Source organism: Nocardiopsis algeriensis, assembly GCF_014203695.1.
GTDB lineage: Bacteria > Actinomycetota > Actinomycetes > Streptosporangiales > Streptosporangiaceae > Nocardiopsis > Nocardiopsis algeriensis.
This window is the reverse complement of record NZ_JACHJO010000005.1, coordinates 56325-70879: the sequence shown is the minus strand read 5'-3', so window position 1 is coordinate 70879 and position 14555 is coordinate 56325. Positions and strand designations below refer to the sequence as shown.

At 72.9% G+C, this 14555-nt stretch carries 14 protein-coding genes; 8 read left to right on the top strand and 6 right to left on the bottom strand.

All coding sequences use genetic code 11. The annotated features are described in order from the left end of the window. Positions 1 to 61: 61 nt before the first annotated feature. Positions 62 to 1006 (bottom strand): non-homologous end joining protein Ku, encoded by a 945-nt coding sequence (ku, locus tag FHS13_RS09040; protein ID WP_184290402.1) that lies wholly within the window; start codon positions 1004 to 1006, stop codon positions 62 to 64. Between the two features lie 143 nt (positions 1007 to 1149). Between ku and FHS13_RS09035 the strand changes: the two genes are divergently transcribed. Beyond that, positions 1150 to 2244, top strand: a complete 1095-nt coding sequence (locus FHS13_RS09035) for a zinc-binding dehydrogenase (RefSeq protein ID WP_184290400.1) — start codon at positions 1150 to 1152, stop codon at positions 2242 to 2244. 29 nt (positions 2245 to 2273) lie between these two features. Here FHS13_RS09035 and FHS13_RS09030 read toward each other — a convergent pair whose 3' ends face one another. Then, entirely contained in the window at positions 2274 to 3095 is an 822-nt protein-coding gene (locus FHS13_RS09030) for a hypothetical protein (RefSeq protein WP_184290398.1), read from the bottom strand. Positions 3096 to 3288: 193 nt separating this feature from the next. Here FHS13_RS09030 and FHS13_RS09025 point away from each other — a divergent pair, with 193 nt between their 5' ends. Then, complete coding sequence (locus FHS13_RS09025; protein WP_184290396.1) at positions 3289 to 4950, top strand: FAD-binding dehydrogenase; 1662 nt, start codon at positions 3289 to 3291, stop codon at positions 4948 to 4950. A gap of 107 nt (positions 4951 to 5057) precedes the next feature. Here FHS13_RS09025 and FHS13_RS09020 read toward each other — a convergent pair whose 3' ends face one another. Further along, on the bottom strand, positions 5058 to 5282 hold the full coding sequence (locus FHS13_RS09020) for a hypothetical protein (RefSeq protein WP_184290394.1): 225 nt from the start codon (positions 5280 to 5282) through the stop codon (positions 5058 to 5060). 15 nt (positions 5283 to 5297) lie between these two features. Continuing rightward, on the bottom strand, positions 5298 to 6131 hold the full coding sequence (locus tag FHS13_RS09015; RefSeq protein WP_184290951.1) for an SPFH domain-containing protein: 834 nt from the start codon (positions 6129 to 6131) through the stop codon (positions 5298 to 5300). 203 nt (positions 6132 to 6334) lie between these two features. Here FHS13_RS09015 and FHS13_RS09010 point away from each other — a divergent pair, with 203 nt between their 5' ends. The 4 genes from FHS13_RS09010 (at position 6335) to FHS13_RS08995 (ending at position 9984) form a co-directional block, all read left to right on the top strand. After that, positions 6335 to 6832 (top strand): PH domain-containing protein, encoded by a 498-nt coding sequence (locus FHS13_RS09010; RefSeq protein ID WP_184290391.1) that lies wholly within the window; start codon positions 6335 to 6337, stop codon positions 6830 to 6832. Next, positions 6829 to 8559, top strand: coding sequence for a PH domain-containing protein (locus FHS13_RS09005; protein WP_184290389.1), 1731 nt, complete (start codon positions 6829 to 6831; stop codon positions 8557 to 8559). The genes FHS13_RS09010 and FHS13_RS09005 overlap by 4 nt, the downstream gene beginning before the upstream one ends. 170 nt (positions 8560 to 8729) lie before the next feature. Further along, the gene (locus tag FHS13_RS09000) at positions 8730 to 9266 is read left to right on the top strand and encodes an NUDIX hydrolase family protein (protein WP_184290387.1); all 537 of its coding nucleotides are present in this window, start codon (positions 8730 to 8732) and stop codon (positions 9264 to 9266) included. A gap of 58 nt (positions 9267 to 9324) precedes the next feature. Continuing rightward, positions 9325 to 9984, top strand: a complete 660-nt coding sequence (locus tag FHS13_RS08995; protein WP_184290386.1) for a nucleoside/nucleotide kinase family protein — start codon at positions 9325 to 9327, stop codon at positions 9982 to 9984. A gap of 92 nt (positions 9985 to 10076) precedes the next feature. Here FHS13_RS08995 and FHS13_RS08990 read toward each other — a convergent pair whose 3' ends face one another. Next, positions 10077 to 10685 (bottom strand): HAD-IA family hydrolase, encoded by a 609-nt coding sequence (locus FHS13_RS08990; RefSeq protein ID WP_184290384.1) that lies wholly within the window; start codon positions 10683 to 10685, stop codon positions 10077 to 10079. A 212-nt stretch (positions 10686 to 10897) separates the two neighbouring features. Here FHS13_RS08990 and FHS13_RS08985 point away from each other — a divergent pair, with 212 nt between their 5' ends. Further along, positions 10898 to 12724 carry a GAF domain-containing sensor histidine kinase gene (locus tag FHS13_RS08985; protein ID WP_184290383.1) on the top strand — a complete coding sequence of 609 codons (1827 nt, stop codon included), beginning with the start codon at positions 10898 to 10900 and terminating at the stop codon, positions 12722 to 12724. A 65-nt stretch (positions 12725 to 12789) separates the two neighbouring features. Here the strand turns inward: FHS13_RS08985 and FHS13_RS08980 are convergent, their stop codons facing one another. Beyond that, positions 12790 to 13449 carry a response regulator gene (locus FHS13_RS08980; protein ID WP_184290381.1) on the bottom strand — a complete coding sequence of 220 codons (660 nt, stop codon included), beginning with the start codon at positions 13447 to 13449 and terminating at the stop codon, positions 12790 to 12792. A 338-nt stretch (positions 13450 to 13787) separates the two neighbouring features. Between FHS13_RS08980 and FHS13_RS08975 the strand changes: the two genes are divergently transcribed. Next, positions 13788 to 14342, top strand: a complete 555-nt coding sequence (locus FHS13_RS08975) for a pyridoxamine 5'-phosphate oxidase family protein (RefSeq protein WP_184290379.1) — start codon at positions 13788 to 13790, stop codon at positions 14340 to 14342. Positions 14343 to 14555 lie beyond the last annotated feature (213 nt).

Sequence of the window (14555 nt, the reverse complement as noted above, 5' to 3'; positions counted from 1 at the left end):
GGGGATACCCGTTCCCGGAGGGGCGACGCCATAGGCGTTTCCATAAGGCATGGGGGTTCGGTCAGTCCCCGTCGGCCCGGGTGACGGCCTCCTCCAGCTCGTCGCGGCTCATTCTGGAGCGGCCCCGGACGTGGAGCTCGGAGGCCCGGCGCAGCAGCTCGCGCTTGGTGGGCCGGGACTCGCCGCGCACGGGTGTGCGCGGCGAGGGTGCGCGTCCGCGCCGGCGCGGGGCGGCGGGCAGGCTCCGGCGCAGGGCCTCACCGAGTCCGGTGGCCTCCCCGGAGGACTCGGGGCGGTCGGGGCGGTGGGTGATGGTGCCGCCCCGGGCCTTGGTGCGTACGAGTTCGGCCAGGCGCCTGCCGTAGCTGTCGGAGTAGTCGTCGGGGTCCCAGTCGGTGGACAGGGCCTTGACCAGTTCGCAGGCCAGGCCGAGTTCCTCCTTGCCCGGTTCGGTGCGGGGCACGGGAGGCATGACGTCGTCGGGGGTGCGGACCTCGTCGGGCCACCACAGGGTGGAGGCGGTCAGCACGCCCCGGTCGGGTTCGACGAGCACCGGCCACTCGCGGTCGCGCAGGACCGCGGTGGCGGTGCCGACGCGGCGGGTGCGGTCCAGGGCCGCGTACAGCAGCTGGTAGGGCTCCGCGTCGGCCGGGTCGCGGGGGGCGACGTAGTAGGTGGAGGCGTACCACAGGGGTGCCACCGAGCCCTCGGAGACGAAGCCGTCCAGGTGCATGGTGCGTGAGCCGTGCGGGAGGATCTCCTCCAGCTCCTCCGGTTCCAGGATGACGTACTCGTCCTCGACCGCGGTCCTGGCGCCGCGCACGACGTCCTCGGCGGGAACCTCCTCGCCGGTGCGCTCGTTGACGCGGACGTAGCGGATGCGGTCGGCGGTGCCGCGTTCGAACTGGTGCAGGACCGGCCCCCTGCGTTCGCGGGCGCTGTAGAGGCGCACCCCGATCGGCACCTGGCCGAACATCAGCGTTCCCACCCATACCGGATTGACCATGTCGCCTCCCTGCTCACCATGATTGCCGCGACCAGGCAAAATGTCGGCTTTGTAAAGCAAAGGGAGGACAGAGGCCCCCTTCTGGACCGACCGGTCGGTTTGCTAGTGTCGCGGCAGTTCCCGCGATTGGAGAGCAAAGCCCCATGAGTACGACCGTCAAGGCCGCTGTCTTCCCCGCGCTGGGCGCACCCCCCGAGATCCGCGACCTGGTCCTGCCCGACCCCGGGCCGGGCCAGGTACTGGTGCGCATCGCCGCGGCGGGTGTGTGCCACTCCGACCTGTCCCTGTCCAACGGCACCCTGGCCCAGAAGTGGCCCGCCGTGCTCGGCCACGAGGGCGCCGGGACCGTCGCGGCCGTGGGCGAGGGGGTCGAGGACCTGGTGCCCGGCCAGCAGGTGATCCTCAACTGGGCACCCCCGTGCCGCGAGTGCTGGTTCTGCACCAACGGCGAGCCCTACCTGTGCGAGCACGCCCTGGACCGCACCGCCGTCCCCTACGCCGAGCTGGACGACGGCACCCCCGTCTACCCGGGGCTGGGCTGCGGGGCGTTCGCCGAGGCCACCGTCGTGCCGGCGAGTGCCGTGGTCCCGCTGCCCGAGGGCATCGACCCGGCGGTGGCCGCCGTGCTCGGCTGCGCCGTGCTCACCGGCTGGGGCGCCGTGCGCAACTCCGCCGCCGTGCGCGAGGGCCAGTCCGTGGTGGTGATGGGCCTGGGCGGCGTGGGCCTGGCGGTGCTGCAGTCGGCCCGCCTGGCCGGGGCCCGGCAGGTGATCGCGGTGGACGTCTCCCCCGCCAAGGAGGAGTTGGCCCGATCGCTGGGCGCCACCGACTTCCTGGTCGCCGACGAGCGCCTCACCAAGGGCGTGCGGGCCCTGACCGGCGGCCGGGGCGCCGACCACGTCTTCGAGGTGGTCGGTTCGGCGAAGGTGGTGCGCTCGGCCTGGAGCGCCGCCCGGCGCGGCGGCACGGTCACCGTCGTGGGCGTGGGCAGGCACGACGACGAGGTGTCCTTCAACGCCCTGGAGCTGTTCCACCAGGCGCGCACGCTGCGCGGCTGCGTGTACGGCTCGGCCGACCCGGTACGCGACGTCCCGCTCATCGCCGAGCAGGTGCGCTCGGGGGATCTGCGCCTGGCGGCGATGATCACCGACGAGATCGGCCTGGGCGGCCTGCCAGAGGCCTTCGAGCGCATGCGCGAGGGCCGGGGCGGCCGCTCCCTGGTGCGCTTCGGCGCCTGAGCCGGTGCGGTCCGGGGGAGGTCGGACGCCTACTCCCCCGGACGCCGCACGGGGTTTCCGTCGGCGTCGAGCATGATCACCTCCAGCGGAACCCTCCCCTGCGGGTTCGGGGCTCGGGCCGCACGGCGCAGCATCCCCGCCGCCCCGTAGGAGAGCAGGCACCAGGCCGCGGCGGGTACGAGCAGGGACCCGGGAAACAGGAGGGTGTAGCAGAGCGCCATCAGGAGCGTGTACAGGCTGTGGCCCGCCATCATGCCCGGGCCGCTGCCCCACATCTGCCAGCCCGCCAGCACGGCCAGGCCCAGCACCGCGGCCACCGGGCCGCCGTACAGGGCCAGCACCGGATAGAGGAGCGCGTACTGGAGGACCGTGGTGGCCAGGCCTCCGCAGAGGAAGACCGCGATCGCCGCTCCCACCTCGTGCTCCCCCATCGGCGCGGCCCCGGGTGCGGCCTCCTCCCGCCGGGGTTCCCTGCGGCGCTCCCGCAGCAGGAGGCCGGCATAGGCGGCGGTGGCCAGGAGGACGAGCGCCACCACCACAGGGGCGAGCGGTCCTGCCCCGTCCGGAACCAGATCCCGGGAGGTGTGGCCGTCCAGGTCCGGCAGGTTGAGACCGAGGTCCGCCGGTGAGACCCGGACCGCCGTGGCGGCGAAGAGCACCACCGCCCCCAGCTCCGCGGCCGAGAACCACAGGGCCGGGCCGGTGCCGGCGGCATTCGGGCCCGGGGCGCCGCGTGCGCGCTTCCTCAAGGCCCCGGCCAGGAGCGGTTCCGACAGTGTGAGCAGCAGGGCGGCGGCCGCGACCGTGAGGGCGGCAGGCCCGGGTTCGAGCGTGGGGGGATGGAAGTACAACTCGGGGATCCTTGCGCGACGGGGTGGGGGGTGCCCGACACCGGCGGATCGCTCGAACCGTGCCGCACACCTCGTGGTTTGTCACTGTATGACAAAGGATGTGGCGCGGGACGCACACTGCTCTTGCCGCTCCCCCGCGCGGGCGGGCACAGTCGTGCCCATCGCGAGTGGACGGACCCTGGAGGAACACGGGATGAGCGGCACAGTCGAGCGGGCCGATGCGATCGTCGTGGGTGCGGGCCTGGCCGGCCTGGCCGCGGCGGCCGAGCTGGCCGACGCGGGCAAGAAGGTGCTCCTGCTCGACCAGGAGGCCGAGAACTCCCTGGGCGGACAGGCGTTCTGGTCCTTCGGAGGACTGTTCTTCGTCGACTCCCCCGAGCAGCGCCGCATGGGCATCCGCGACTCCCGCGAACTCGCCCTGCAGGACTGGATGGGCACCGCCGGGTTCGACCGCCCCGAGGACGCGTGGCCGCGCAAGTGGGCCGAGGCCTACGTGGACTTCGCCGCCGGGGAGAAGTACTCCTGGCTGCGCCGGATGGGCCTGCGGCTGTTCCCCGTGGTCGGCTGGGCCGAGCGGGGCGGCAGCCTGGCGGGCGGGCACGGCAACTCCGTTCCGCGCTTCCACATCACCTGGGGCACCGGGCCGGGCGTCGTGGAGCCGTTCGAGCGGCGGGTGCGGGCGGCGGCCGAGCGCGGTCTGATCTCCCTGCGCTTCCGCCACCGGGTGGAAGAGCTGGTGGTGACCGGCGGCGCGGTGACAGGAGTGCGCGGCTCGCTGCTGGCGCCCAGCGACGCCGAACGCGGCCGGGCCGGCAGCCGCGACGTGGTGGGCGGTTTCGAGATGGCCGCCCAGGCGGTGATCGTCACCTCCGGCGGTATCGGCGCCAACCACGACCTGGTGCGCGAGAACTGGCCCGAGCGCCTGGGCACACCGCCCCGGCGCATGCTGTCGGGCGTGCCCGAGTACGTGGACGGGCGCATGCTCGCCGTCACCGAGAAGGCGGGCGGGCAGATCATCAACCCCGACCGCATGTGGCACTACACCGAGGGCATCGAGAACTGGGACCCGATCTGGGCCCGGCACGGCATCCGCATCCTGCCCGGACCGTCGTCGCTGTGGCTGGACGCCACCGGCAGACGGCTGCCGGCACCGAACTTCCCCGGTTTCGACACCCTGAGCACCCTCGAGCACATCATGCGCACCGGCCACGAGTACACGTGGTTCGTGCTCTCGCAGAAGATCATCGAGAAGGAGTTCGCGCTCTCGGGCTCGGAGCAGAATCCCGACCTGACCGGCAAGGACGTCAAGCTCCTGCTCAAGCGGGTGCTGCCGGGTGCTCCGGGCCCGGTGGAGGCGTTCAAGGACAAGGGCGCCGACTTCGCGGTCGCCGACAGGCTGCCCGAGCTGATCCGCAAGATGCAGGAGATCGCCGGCGACGGCGTGCTCGACCCCGAGACCGTCACCCGCGAGGTGGTGGCCCGGGACCGGGAGATGGCCAACTCCTTCACCAAGGACGCGCAGGTCATGGCCATCCACGCGGCCCGCAACTACCGGGGCGACAAGCTGATCCGGGTGGCCTCACCGCACCAGATCCTGGACCCGAAGGCGGGTCCGCTGATCGCGGTGCGCCTGAACATCCTCACCCGCAAGACCCTGGGCGGCCTGCACACCGACCTGGACGCGCGTGTGCTGCGCGCCGACGGCACCCCGCTTCCGGGCGTGTACGCGGCGGGCGAGGTCGCCGGGTTCGGCGGCGGCGGGGTCCACGGCTACCGCGCCCTGGAGGGCACCTTCCTGGGGGGCTGCCTCTTCTCCGGGCGCACCGCCGGCCGCGCCGCGGCCGCGGCTCTGTAGGAGCGCGCCGGCGGGCCGGGCGGCGCGAGGCGCCGGGCACGGGGTGCCCGGCGCCCGTCCCGCGGTACCGGGTCCGCAGGCCGCCGCCTCGAGGTCGGTGAGCCGGTTCAGTCCTCCTTCTCGGGGGCGTCCCCGGATCTGGACTTGCGGGGGCGGCCGCGGCGGGGGAGGTCCCCGGCCTCCTTCGGCATCCTCCCGGCCTCGTCGAGGGCGCGGCGCAGGAGGAACTCGATCTGGGCGTTGGTGCTGCGCAGCTCCTGCCCCGCCCAGCGCGCGAGCGCGTCGTGGACGGCGGGGTCGAGTCTGAGCAGCACCTTCTTGCGCTCGGGCACGGCCACCTCACCCGGTTACTGGTACAGGGTCCCGGTGTTGACGACGGGGCTTGCGGGTCGGTCGGAGCACAGCACCACGAGCAGGTTGCTGACCATGGTGGCCTTGCGCTCCTCGTCGAGCTCGACGACGTTCTCCTCCGAGAGCCTCTCCAGGGCGCGGTCGACCATGCCGACGGCTCCTTCGACGATCTCCTGGCGGGCTGCGACCAGTGCGCTGGCCTGCTGGCGCTGGAGCATGGCCTGGGCGATCTCGGGCGCGTAGGCCAGGTGGGTGAAGCGGGACTCCACGATGCGCACGCCAGCGGCCTGGACCCGCTCACCGACCTCGCGGGAGAGCTCCTCGGTGATGGTGTCGGCGTTGTCGCGCAGGGACAGCGATCCGCCGTTGTCGTAGGAGTCGTAGGGGTAGTGGCCGGCGATGTGGCGGACGGCCGCCTCGGTCTGGATGGAGACGAACTCGACGAAGTCGTCGACCTCGAAGGTGGCGCGGGCGGTGTCCTCCACCTGCCAGACCACGACGGCGGCGATCTCGATGGGGCTGCCGGCGGCGTCGTTGACCTTCATGACGGAGGTCTCGTGGTTGCGGATGCGGGTGGAGACGCCCTTGCGGACCGTGAGGGGGTTGACCCAGCGCAGGCCGTCGGTGCGGACACTGCCGACGTAGCGGCCGAAGAGCTGGACCACCTTGGCCTCGTTGGGGGCGACCATCTCCAGGCCGACGAAGAGCAGGAGGCCGACGAGGCCGAGGACGACCCCCACCCCGATCAGGGACATGTGCATGTCCAGGAACAGCGGGGTGAGGGCGATGCCCGCGCCCGCGAGGACCAGGACCACCGCGGCAACGGCCATGAGGATGCCGTCGACGTTGGTGGCGGTGTGCTCCCGGTACTGGGGGGCGTCCCGGTACTGGGGCGCGGGGGTCACAGGACGGTCGGTGGTGTTCACGGAGGGTCTCCTTCGTTCCGAGGTGATGACTCAAGCATAGCATTGTGATATCACTTTTCTATGGACAACGGCCCCAGGGCCCGAAAAAGAGAGGAGAGGCGGTCGCGATGAGCACCGACACACTCCGCCTGCGCCCACCCCGGAACCGCGTGAACGGAAAGGCGGTCCTGTGGTGGACCGCCAACGCGCTGCTGGTGGTGCTTCCCCTCACCGCCGCGCTCGTGGTCCCCGCGCTCTTCTGGGAGGAAGGGCGCCCCTGGCTCCTCCTGGCCGCCGCCGCGATCGGCCTGCCCGGCCTGGCCGTCACGGTGGTGATGCCGCAGTGGCGCTACCGGGTGCACCGCTGGGAGATCACCGACGACGCCGTCTACACCTCCAGCGGCTGGCTCTGGCAGGAGTGGCGGGTGGCCCCCATGTCGCGGATCCAGACCGTCGACACCAAGCGCGGTCCGGTGCAGCGGCTGTTCGGCCTGGCCAGCGTGACCGTCACCACCGCCTCGGCGGCCGGACCGATCGAGATCGCCGGACTCGACAGCGCCCTGGCCGACGCGACCGTCGAGCGGCTCACCGAGACCACTCAGGCCACCGCGGGGGACGCGACATGACCGCGCACACCGACGACGGCACCCCGGCCGTCCAGAGCCCCGCGCCCCTCGGGGACTGGCAGGGGCTGAGCACTCTCAGCGTGTGGGCCAACACCGCGGCCGGGGGCGTCCCCACGATGGTGACCGCCGTGATCGGCACCGTCGCCCTGATCGCCGCGGGCCAGGGGGCGTGGGCCCTGGCCCCCGTTCCTGCCGGGCTGGCACTCACCGCCCTCATGACCTGGATCGAGCTGGTGCGCCTGCGCGCGACCCGCTACCGGGTCACCTCCGAGCGCATGGAGATGCGCTCGGGGATCCTCGCCACGGCACACCGCTCCATCCCCCGGGACCGGGTGCGCAGCGTGGACGTGGCCGCGCCGATCCACGCCCGGCTCTTCGGCCTGTGCGCGGTCACGGTCGGCACGGGCGAGGCCGTGGGGTCGGGGTCGGACCAGCTCCAGCTCCAGTTCGTGACCGCCGAGCAGGGCGAGCGGCTGCGCCGGGAGCTCCTGTACCGCAGGCCCGCCGCCTCCGGCGGGGCGGCGGGAGCGACCCCGGAGGACCGCGCGGGCGGCGCGGCGGAGGCCGGCGAGGAGGTCGAGGTGGAGCTGGCGCGGCTGGACCCGCGCTGGTTCGCCTACGCCCCGGCGACGACCGCCACCGCGGGCATCGGCATCGGTGCCATCGCCACCCTGCTCGGCGCCAACGCCCAGAGCGAGGGCCGGATGTGGCTGTGGCTGTCCGAGCGCGCAGGGCTGCCCGATTCGGCGGAGATCGCCTCCTACGTGATGGCGCGCCTGCTGCTCGTCGTCCCGACGTTCCTGGCGGGCCTGCTGCTGTCAGGCGTGGTGGTGCTGCTCGCCGTGGCGGTGGAGACCTGGTGGAACTACCGGCTCACCCGGTCCGCCGACGGAACCGTGCGGCTGCGCCGGGGCCTGCTGACCAGCGTGTCGCTGTCGGTGGAGGGGCGCCGCCTCAACGGCGTGGTGCTGCACGAGCCGTTCGTACTGCGCACGGCGGGCGGCGCGGACGTGCGGGCGGTGGCCACCGGCCTGTCCGCGGGCGACGACAGGAGGACCAGCGCCAAGAGCCGCCTGTCCCCGGCCATGCCCCGGGCGAGGGCGCTCGAGCTGTCCGCCGACCTGACGCGCACGCGGAACTCCCCTCTGGAGGTCTCGCTGGCCGCGCACCCGCGGGCCGCGCTGCGGCGCCGCTTCACCCGCGCCGGAATCGTCACCGTGCTGGGCGCGGTGGCGGCGGCCGGGGCGGCCTGGCTGCACACCCTGGCCAACGAGGCGTTCTGGGAGGCGGTGTACAGGATCGAGGAGCGGCTCTCACCGGTGCCGGTGGCGGCGCGCTCGGTGGCGGCGGCCCCGCTGTGGGTGTGGGCGGTGGCGGCCGTGCTGCTGGGTGCGGCGGCTCTGTGGTACGCGGTGGGCTCCTACCGGGGCCTGGGGCACGGCCTGCACCCGCGCTACCTGGTGGTGCGCAAGGGGATGGCCTCGCGCGACACCGTGGCCCTGGAGCGGTCGGCGGTGATCGGCTGGCGGATCACCCGGTCCCCGCTGCAGCGCCGGGCAGGCCTGGCCCACGTCTCGGCCACGACCGCCGCGGGCGAGGGTGTGTACACGGCGGCGGACGTCGGTCTGGGTCAGGGCCTGGCCTGGGCCCACGAGGCGGTACCCGGCCTGCTGTCGCCCTTCCTGGTCCGCGTCGGCCCCTCCGAGGAGGAGCCACGTCCGACGTGAGCCGCGTCACCCGGCTCCGCTGCCGCCGCATGTAGCCTTTCCACTGCTTGACCGCGTACGAGATCGTGGCCTCCGCGGCCCCCGCGGGGGCCGCGGGCGACGGACAGCGACAGAAGGGAGGGAGCGGCGACCACTCCCGGCCTGCGCGGCGGGGACCGCCGCACACCCCTATGACCGAGACCGCCGACACCCGGCCCGGGTGGCTGACATCCCAGGAACTGGAGAGTATCCGCGCCCGTATGCCCATCCTGTACGTACAGGCCGTGCCGGTGCGGGTGGACGAGGCCGGGCAGGTGACCCACGTGGGCCTGCTCCTGCGGGCGACGCCGGACGGGAGCTTCCACCGGTCGGTGGTCTCGGGCCGGGTGCTCTACCACGAGCGCGTGCGTGACGCACTGCTGCGCCACCTGGAGAAGGACCTGGGCCCGGTGGCGCTGCCGCGCGTCCCCGCCTCTCCCCAGCCCTTCACCGTCGCCGAGTACTTCCCCACCCGGGGTGTGACGCCCTTCCACGACTCCCGCCAGCACGCGGTCGCGATGGCCTACATCGTCCCCGTGGCGGGTGACTGCCAGCCCCGCCAGGACGCACTGGACCTGGTGTGGTTCACCGTGCAGGAGGCGGCTGGCCCGCAACTGCACGCCGAGATGGCCGGCGGCGAGGACGTGCTGCTGCGGCAGGCCCTGGCCCACGTCGGCCACATCCCCTGACCCGGTGCCGGCGGGCGGGCGACCCGCCCGCCGGCACCGCGACACGTAGGCTCGGAACATGCCCGTACCTCTCGACGACGTCCTCGCACTGGCCGAGGAGGCCTCCGCCTCCGGGCACCGCGCCCTCCTGGGGCTGACCGGCGCTCCGGGCGCCGGCAAGTCCACGCTCGCCCGCCACCTGGTCGAGCAGGTCGACGCGCGCCTGGGGGAGGGCACGGCCGGATATGTGCCGATGGACGGCTTCCACCTGTCCAACGCCCAGCTCTCCCGCCTGGGCCGGCTCGACCGCAAGGGAGCCCCCGACACCTTCGACGCCCACGGGTACGCGGCCCTGGTGCGCCGCCTGCTCACCGAGACGGGAAACCCCGTCTACGTGCCCGACTACGACCGCGATCTGCACGAGCCCGTCGCCGCCCGGCACGTGATCGCGCCCCGCACCGCCCTGGTGGTGACCGAGGGCAACTACCTGGCCTGGGACGAGGAACCGTGGGCCGGGCTGCGGGAGCTGTTCGCCGAGCTGTGGTACGTGGAGGCCGACGACGCCCTGCGCGAGCGCCGCCTGCACCGCAGGCAGCTCGCGGGCGGCGCCACCGACGAGGCCGCCCGCGCGTGGGTCGAGCGCAGCGACCGCCCCAACGGCGAGCTGGTCAAGCGCTTCCGGGACCGCTGCACCCGCGTCGTGCGCACCGGAGGCGTTCCCGGCCTCCCCGAGGACTGAGACCCCGCCCCCGCGGGAGCACTGCCGCAGAAGGCGGTCCGGTCGGCGGATCCCGGAAGGCCCCGCCCGCGGCAGGCCCGGCGCGGGGGCGCTCACTCCCCCAGCAGCCGGCGCAGCGTCCCGGCGTTGGTGAACACGTGGCCCCGCATGCCCACGCCCCGGGCGGCCTCGACGTTGTCGAGGCGGTCGTCGGTGAACAGGATGTCCCGGGGATCGACGCCCATGCGCTCGGCGCACCACAGGTAGGCGCCGGCCTCGGGCTTGGCCATGTTGATGCGGCAGGAGAAGGCCACCACCCCGAACGCCTCCAGCCAGCGGTTCTCGTTCTCGAAGCGGTCGGCGAGCTCGGTGGGGATGTTGGACAGCAGTCCGATGGTGCGCCCGGAGGCGGCGAGCCCCTGCACGAGGTCGACCATCTCGGAGTCGACGCCGCGCCAGCTCTCGACGTCGAACTTGAGCAGCTCGATGATCTTGGCGTCGTCGAACTCGGTGCCCAGCCGCTCCCCCACGCCCTTCCAGTAGGCGTACCCGTCCAGATCGCCGCGGTCGTAGCGCCGGCGCAGGTCCCAGTAGGCCTTCCAGAACGGCTCGTTGGGCACGCCCGCCGTCCGGACGAGGCGGCCCTTGCCCGCATCGTCCTGGGGAAGGGCGATGACACCGAACAGGTCGAAGAGCACGGCGCCCCGGTGCGTCTCGGTCACAGGTTCCTCCTCGCGGCTGCGGATGCGGCTCCCTCCATCAGTACCCGGAGAGGGCCCCCGCACCTCCGGAAGGCCCCGCAGCGGGTGCGGACACGCCCGATCACCGCGTGTGAGGGAGGGCACGAAAAGCTTGTGACAGCCCGGCTGCGGGTGTCCGGATGGTGGACCTAGACTCGGTTCCAGACCTTGGCAGCTGTCGAAAAGAGCCCCAGATGAGTGACACGGTCGGCGGCGCGCACGCGCTTCGAGGGCAGGAGCGGCTGTCCCTGCCGCAGGTACGGCTGGACGATCTGCTCGACGAGGTCCGTTCGCGGATGAGCGAGATCTCCACCGCGCACGAGCGGCTGCGGACACTGCTGGAGGCCGTCGTCTCCATCGGCGAGGGGCTCGACCTCGACCCGCTTCTGCTGCGCATCGCCGAGACCGCGACCAGCCTGGTCAACGCTCGCTACGGCGCGCTCGGCGTGATCGGGGAGGACGGCGAGATGAGCCAGTTCATCCCGGTCGGTCTGGAGCCGCACGAGATCTCCTCCATCGACCACTGGCCCCGGGGCGAAGGCATCCTCGGCCTGCTCATCAAGGAGCCCGAGCCGCTGCGGCTGGGCGATGTCTCCGAGCACCCCGAGTCGCGCGGCTTCCCCGAGGGCCACCCGGTGATGCGGTCCTTCCTGGGGGTCCCGATCCGCATCCGGGACCGGGTGTTCGGCAACCTGTACATGACCGACAAGCAGGACGGCACGCAGTTCACCGTCGACGACGAACTGCTCCTGCGCGCTCTGGCCACCGCGGCGGGCACCGCCATCGAGAACGCACAGCTGTTCGCCCAGACCCAGAGCAGGGAGACCTGGCTGGACGCCTCGGGACAGATCACCACCCGGCTGCTGTCGGGTGCGCCGCCCGAGGAGGTGCTGCGCCTGGTGGCACGGCGCGCACGGCTCATGGCGCACGCCGACGTCGCCGTCATCGCCATGCCGGGGGAGGAACCGGGGACCCTGACCGTGCGGGTGTGGGACGGCCCGGACGAGGACGCCCCGCCCGGGCACAGGAACGTCCTCGGCCCCCGCTCCACCGTCGCCACCGGGATCCGGGGCGCCTCCCTGACCTGTGCGCCCGACACCCTCCTGGGACGGGTCTACCTCAGCGGCAGGCACGTCCAGACCAACATCTCCGAGTACTGCGACCGGGACGTGGAGTTCCTGGCCCGGCTCGGTCTGGGCCCGGTCCTCGTGCTGCCCTTCGGCCCGCCCGACGGCGCGCGGGGCGTGCTGTTCCTGGCCCGCACCGCCGAGCAGGAGGAGTTCCAGAACAGCTGGATGGGCATGCTGTCGTCGTTCGCCAACCAGGCCGCGGTCGCGCTGGAGCTGGCCGAGGCGCGCCTGGACTCCGAGCGGCTCAGCGTTCTGGAGGACCGCGACCGCATCGCGCGCGACCTGCACGACACGGTGATCCAGCGGCTCTACGCCACCGCGATCACCCTGATGGGCACCGTCCGCAGGATCGACGACAGCGCCTCGGCCGACCGGGTGCAGCGCGCCGTCAACGACCTGGACGACACGATCCGCCAGATCCGCTCCACGATCTTCGCGCTGCAGCACTCGGGGGACGAGGCCTCGACGCTGCGCTCACAGGTGCTGGACCTGGTCAACTCCGCCTCCGACACGCTGGGGTTCGCGCCGAGACTGCTCACCCAGGGGCCGGTGGACAACACGGTCGACGAGACCGTGGGCGCCCACCTGTCGGCGGTACTGCGCGAGCTGCTGTCCAACGCCGCCCGCCACGCCAAGGCCACGTCGGTGGACGTGGAGCTGTCGGTGAGCGACGACGAGGTGGTCCTGCGGGTCTCCGACAACGGCTGCGGCATCCCCGAGGGCGTGGCGCGCAGCGGCCTGCGCAACATGGCCTCGCGCGCCGAGGAGCTGGGCGGGTCGATGGCGGTGGCCACCGGCCCCGGCGAGGGGACCGTCGTCGAGTGGTCCGCTCCGGTGCGGCTTCCCGAGGCAGCCGCCGGAGACATGCCCGCCCCCGCCCTCGGCGACTGACCCCGCGCTCCGCGCACGTGCGGGGGGCCGCACCCGTTCGGGTGCGGCCCCCCGCACATGTCGGTTCAGGAACTCTGCTGGTCCATGGACAGGCGGACGGCGTAGGCCGCGGCCTGGGTGCGGCGGGCCATACCGAGCTTGGCCAGCACACGGGAGACGTAGTTCTTGACCGTCTTCTCCGCCAGGTACATGCGGGCGCCGATCTCCCGGTTGGTCAGGCCCTCGCCGATGAGCTCCAGGACGCGGCGCTCCTGCTCGGTCAGCTCGCTCAGCGGGTCCTTGCGCCCGGCCTCCTCACGCAGCCGGTTGAGCATGCGGGCCGTCGACTCGGGGTCGAGCAGCGAGCGTCCCTGGGCCACGGTGCGGACCGCGCCCACCAGGTCGGTGCCGTGGATCTGCTTGAGGATGTAGCCCGAGGCCCCGGCCATGACGGCGCCGTAGAGGGCCTCGTCGTCGGAGTAGGACGTGAGCATGAGCATGCGGGTGTCGGGGAGCATCGAGCGGATGTCCCGGCAGACGGTGACGCCGTCCCCGTCGGGAAGCCGGACGTCGAGCACGACCACGTCGGGCTCGAGTGCGGGAATCCTCGCCATGGCCTGCGCGGCGGTTCCCGCCTCGCCGACCACCTCGATGCCCTCCTCGTCGTCGAGCAGGGAACCGACGCCCCGCCGGACGATCTCGTGGTCGTCCACCAGGAACACCCGGATCGTTGTGTCGCCGCCCATCAGGTGCGCACCTCCTCAGCGCTGGTGACCTGCCGGCGGCACTGGCCGCCTCGGTTGTGGGATACCCGGTCGCCGTGCCCATTGTCGTTCACCGGAGGGCCGGTCCGCGCCGCGAGGTCGGGCCGGGACCGAGGCCATGGTCCCCGCACAACCACCCTATGCAGCGGAAACCGCCGCCGTAGGGGCCATAGGTCCCTTCCAGTTTGGGCCGGGCGGCCCCGTGGGTAGTCGCGGGGCAGGGACCTTCGTCGCGCGCCCGGGGGCGGCCGTACCCTACGCCCACCCCGGGTGAACAGCGAGAATGGTGGCGAAGGCACCAGGATTCGGGGGGCGTTGTGATGTTCCAGGCAAGAGGTGCCGGCGCGCAGGGCACTGCCGCGGGGAGAGCTCCGGAGCAGCGCGCGGGGGACGACGACTTCGCCGGCACGCGCCGGCTCAGCGAGGACGAGGAGGCACAGATGGGGACCGACGTCATCGGCGGGGACCGAAAGGCCAACTTCAGCGTCCTCGATCGGAGCGCATGCTTCGAGCTTCTCGGCTCGCGCGACATCGGCCGGGTGGCCTTCACGATCGACGGCGACGCGGCTCCGACCGTGCTCCCGGTCAACTACGCGCTGCTCAACGACGTGATCGTGTTCCGGTCCACCCTGGCGGGCACCATCATGCGCTACGCACGCGGCCACGCCGCCTTCCAGGTCGACCTGTTCGACGACGAGCGCCGCGAGGGGTGGAGCGTGCTCGCGACGGGCCACTGCCGCTGGGTCCGCGACGCCAACGAACTGGCCCGCATTCCACAAGGCCGCCTCCCCCAGCCATGGGCCGAAGGCAGCCGTGACCAGGTTCTGAAGATCACGCCGGGCAGGGTGACCGGGCGCAGGATCAGCAGGACCTGAGAACCGGCGCCGCAAGCGCAGTGCGGCGCCGCGACCGGTCCGGTGTCCGGTCCGCTGCGGGGCGGACCGGACATCGGCCGTACCCCTCACCTCTCGCGACGGCTCCGTCCCCTCGGTGGGACGGGGCCGTTCTCACGTCCTGCGGGCCGGAGGCCCGGGGAAGGGGCCGGGCCCGGAAGCAGCGCGGGTCCGGCGCGGAGGGGAAAAGAGGTG

Bases quoted from the DNA above. Each gene is read 5' to 3' on its own strand.
- ku (WP_184290402.1), bottom strand. From the start codon at position 1,006: ATGGTCAATCCGGTATGGGTGGGAACGCTGATGTTCGGCCAGGTGCCG.
- FHS13_RS09035 (WP_184290400.1), top strand. From the start codon at position 1,150: ATGAGTACGACCGTCAAGGCCGCTGTCTTCCCCGCGCTGGGCGCACCC.
- FHS13_RS09025 (WP_184290396.1), top strand. From the start codon at position 3,289: ATGAGCGGCACAGTCGAGCGGGCCGATGCGATCGTCGTGGGTGCGGGC.
- FHS13_RS09015 (WP_184290951.1), bottom strand. From the start codon at position 6,131: ATGGCCGTTGCCGCGGTGGTCCTGGTCCTCGCGGGCGCGGGCATCGCC.
- FHS13_RS09010 (WP_184290391.1), top strand. From the start codon at position 6,335: ATGAGCACCGACACACTCCGCCTGCGCCCACCCCGGAACCGCGTGAAC.
- FHS13_RS09005 (WP_184290389.1), top strand. From the start codon at position 6,829: ATGACCGCGCACACCGACGACGGCACCCCGGCCGTCCAGAGCCCCGCG.
- FHS13_RS09000 (WP_184290387.1), top strand. From the start codon at position 8,730: ATGACCGAGACCGCCGACACCCGGCCCGGGTGGCTGACATCCCAGGAA.
- FHS13_RS08995 (WP_184290386.1), top strand. From the start codon at position 9,325: ATGCCCGTACCTCTCGACGACGTCCTCGCACTGGCCGAGGAGGCCTCC.
- FHS13_RS08985 (WP_184290383.1), top strand. From the start codon at position 10,898: ATGAGTGACACGGTCGGCGGCGCGCACGCGCTTCGAGGGCAGGAGCGG.
- FHS13_RS08980 (WP_184290381.1), bottom strand. From the start codon at position 13,449: ATGGGCGGCGACACAACGATCCGGGTGTTCCTGGTGGACGACCACGAG.
- FHS13_RS08975 (WP_184290379.1), top strand. From the start codon at position 13,788: ATGTTCCAGGCAAGAGGTGCCGGCGCGCAGGGCACTGCCGCGGGGAGA.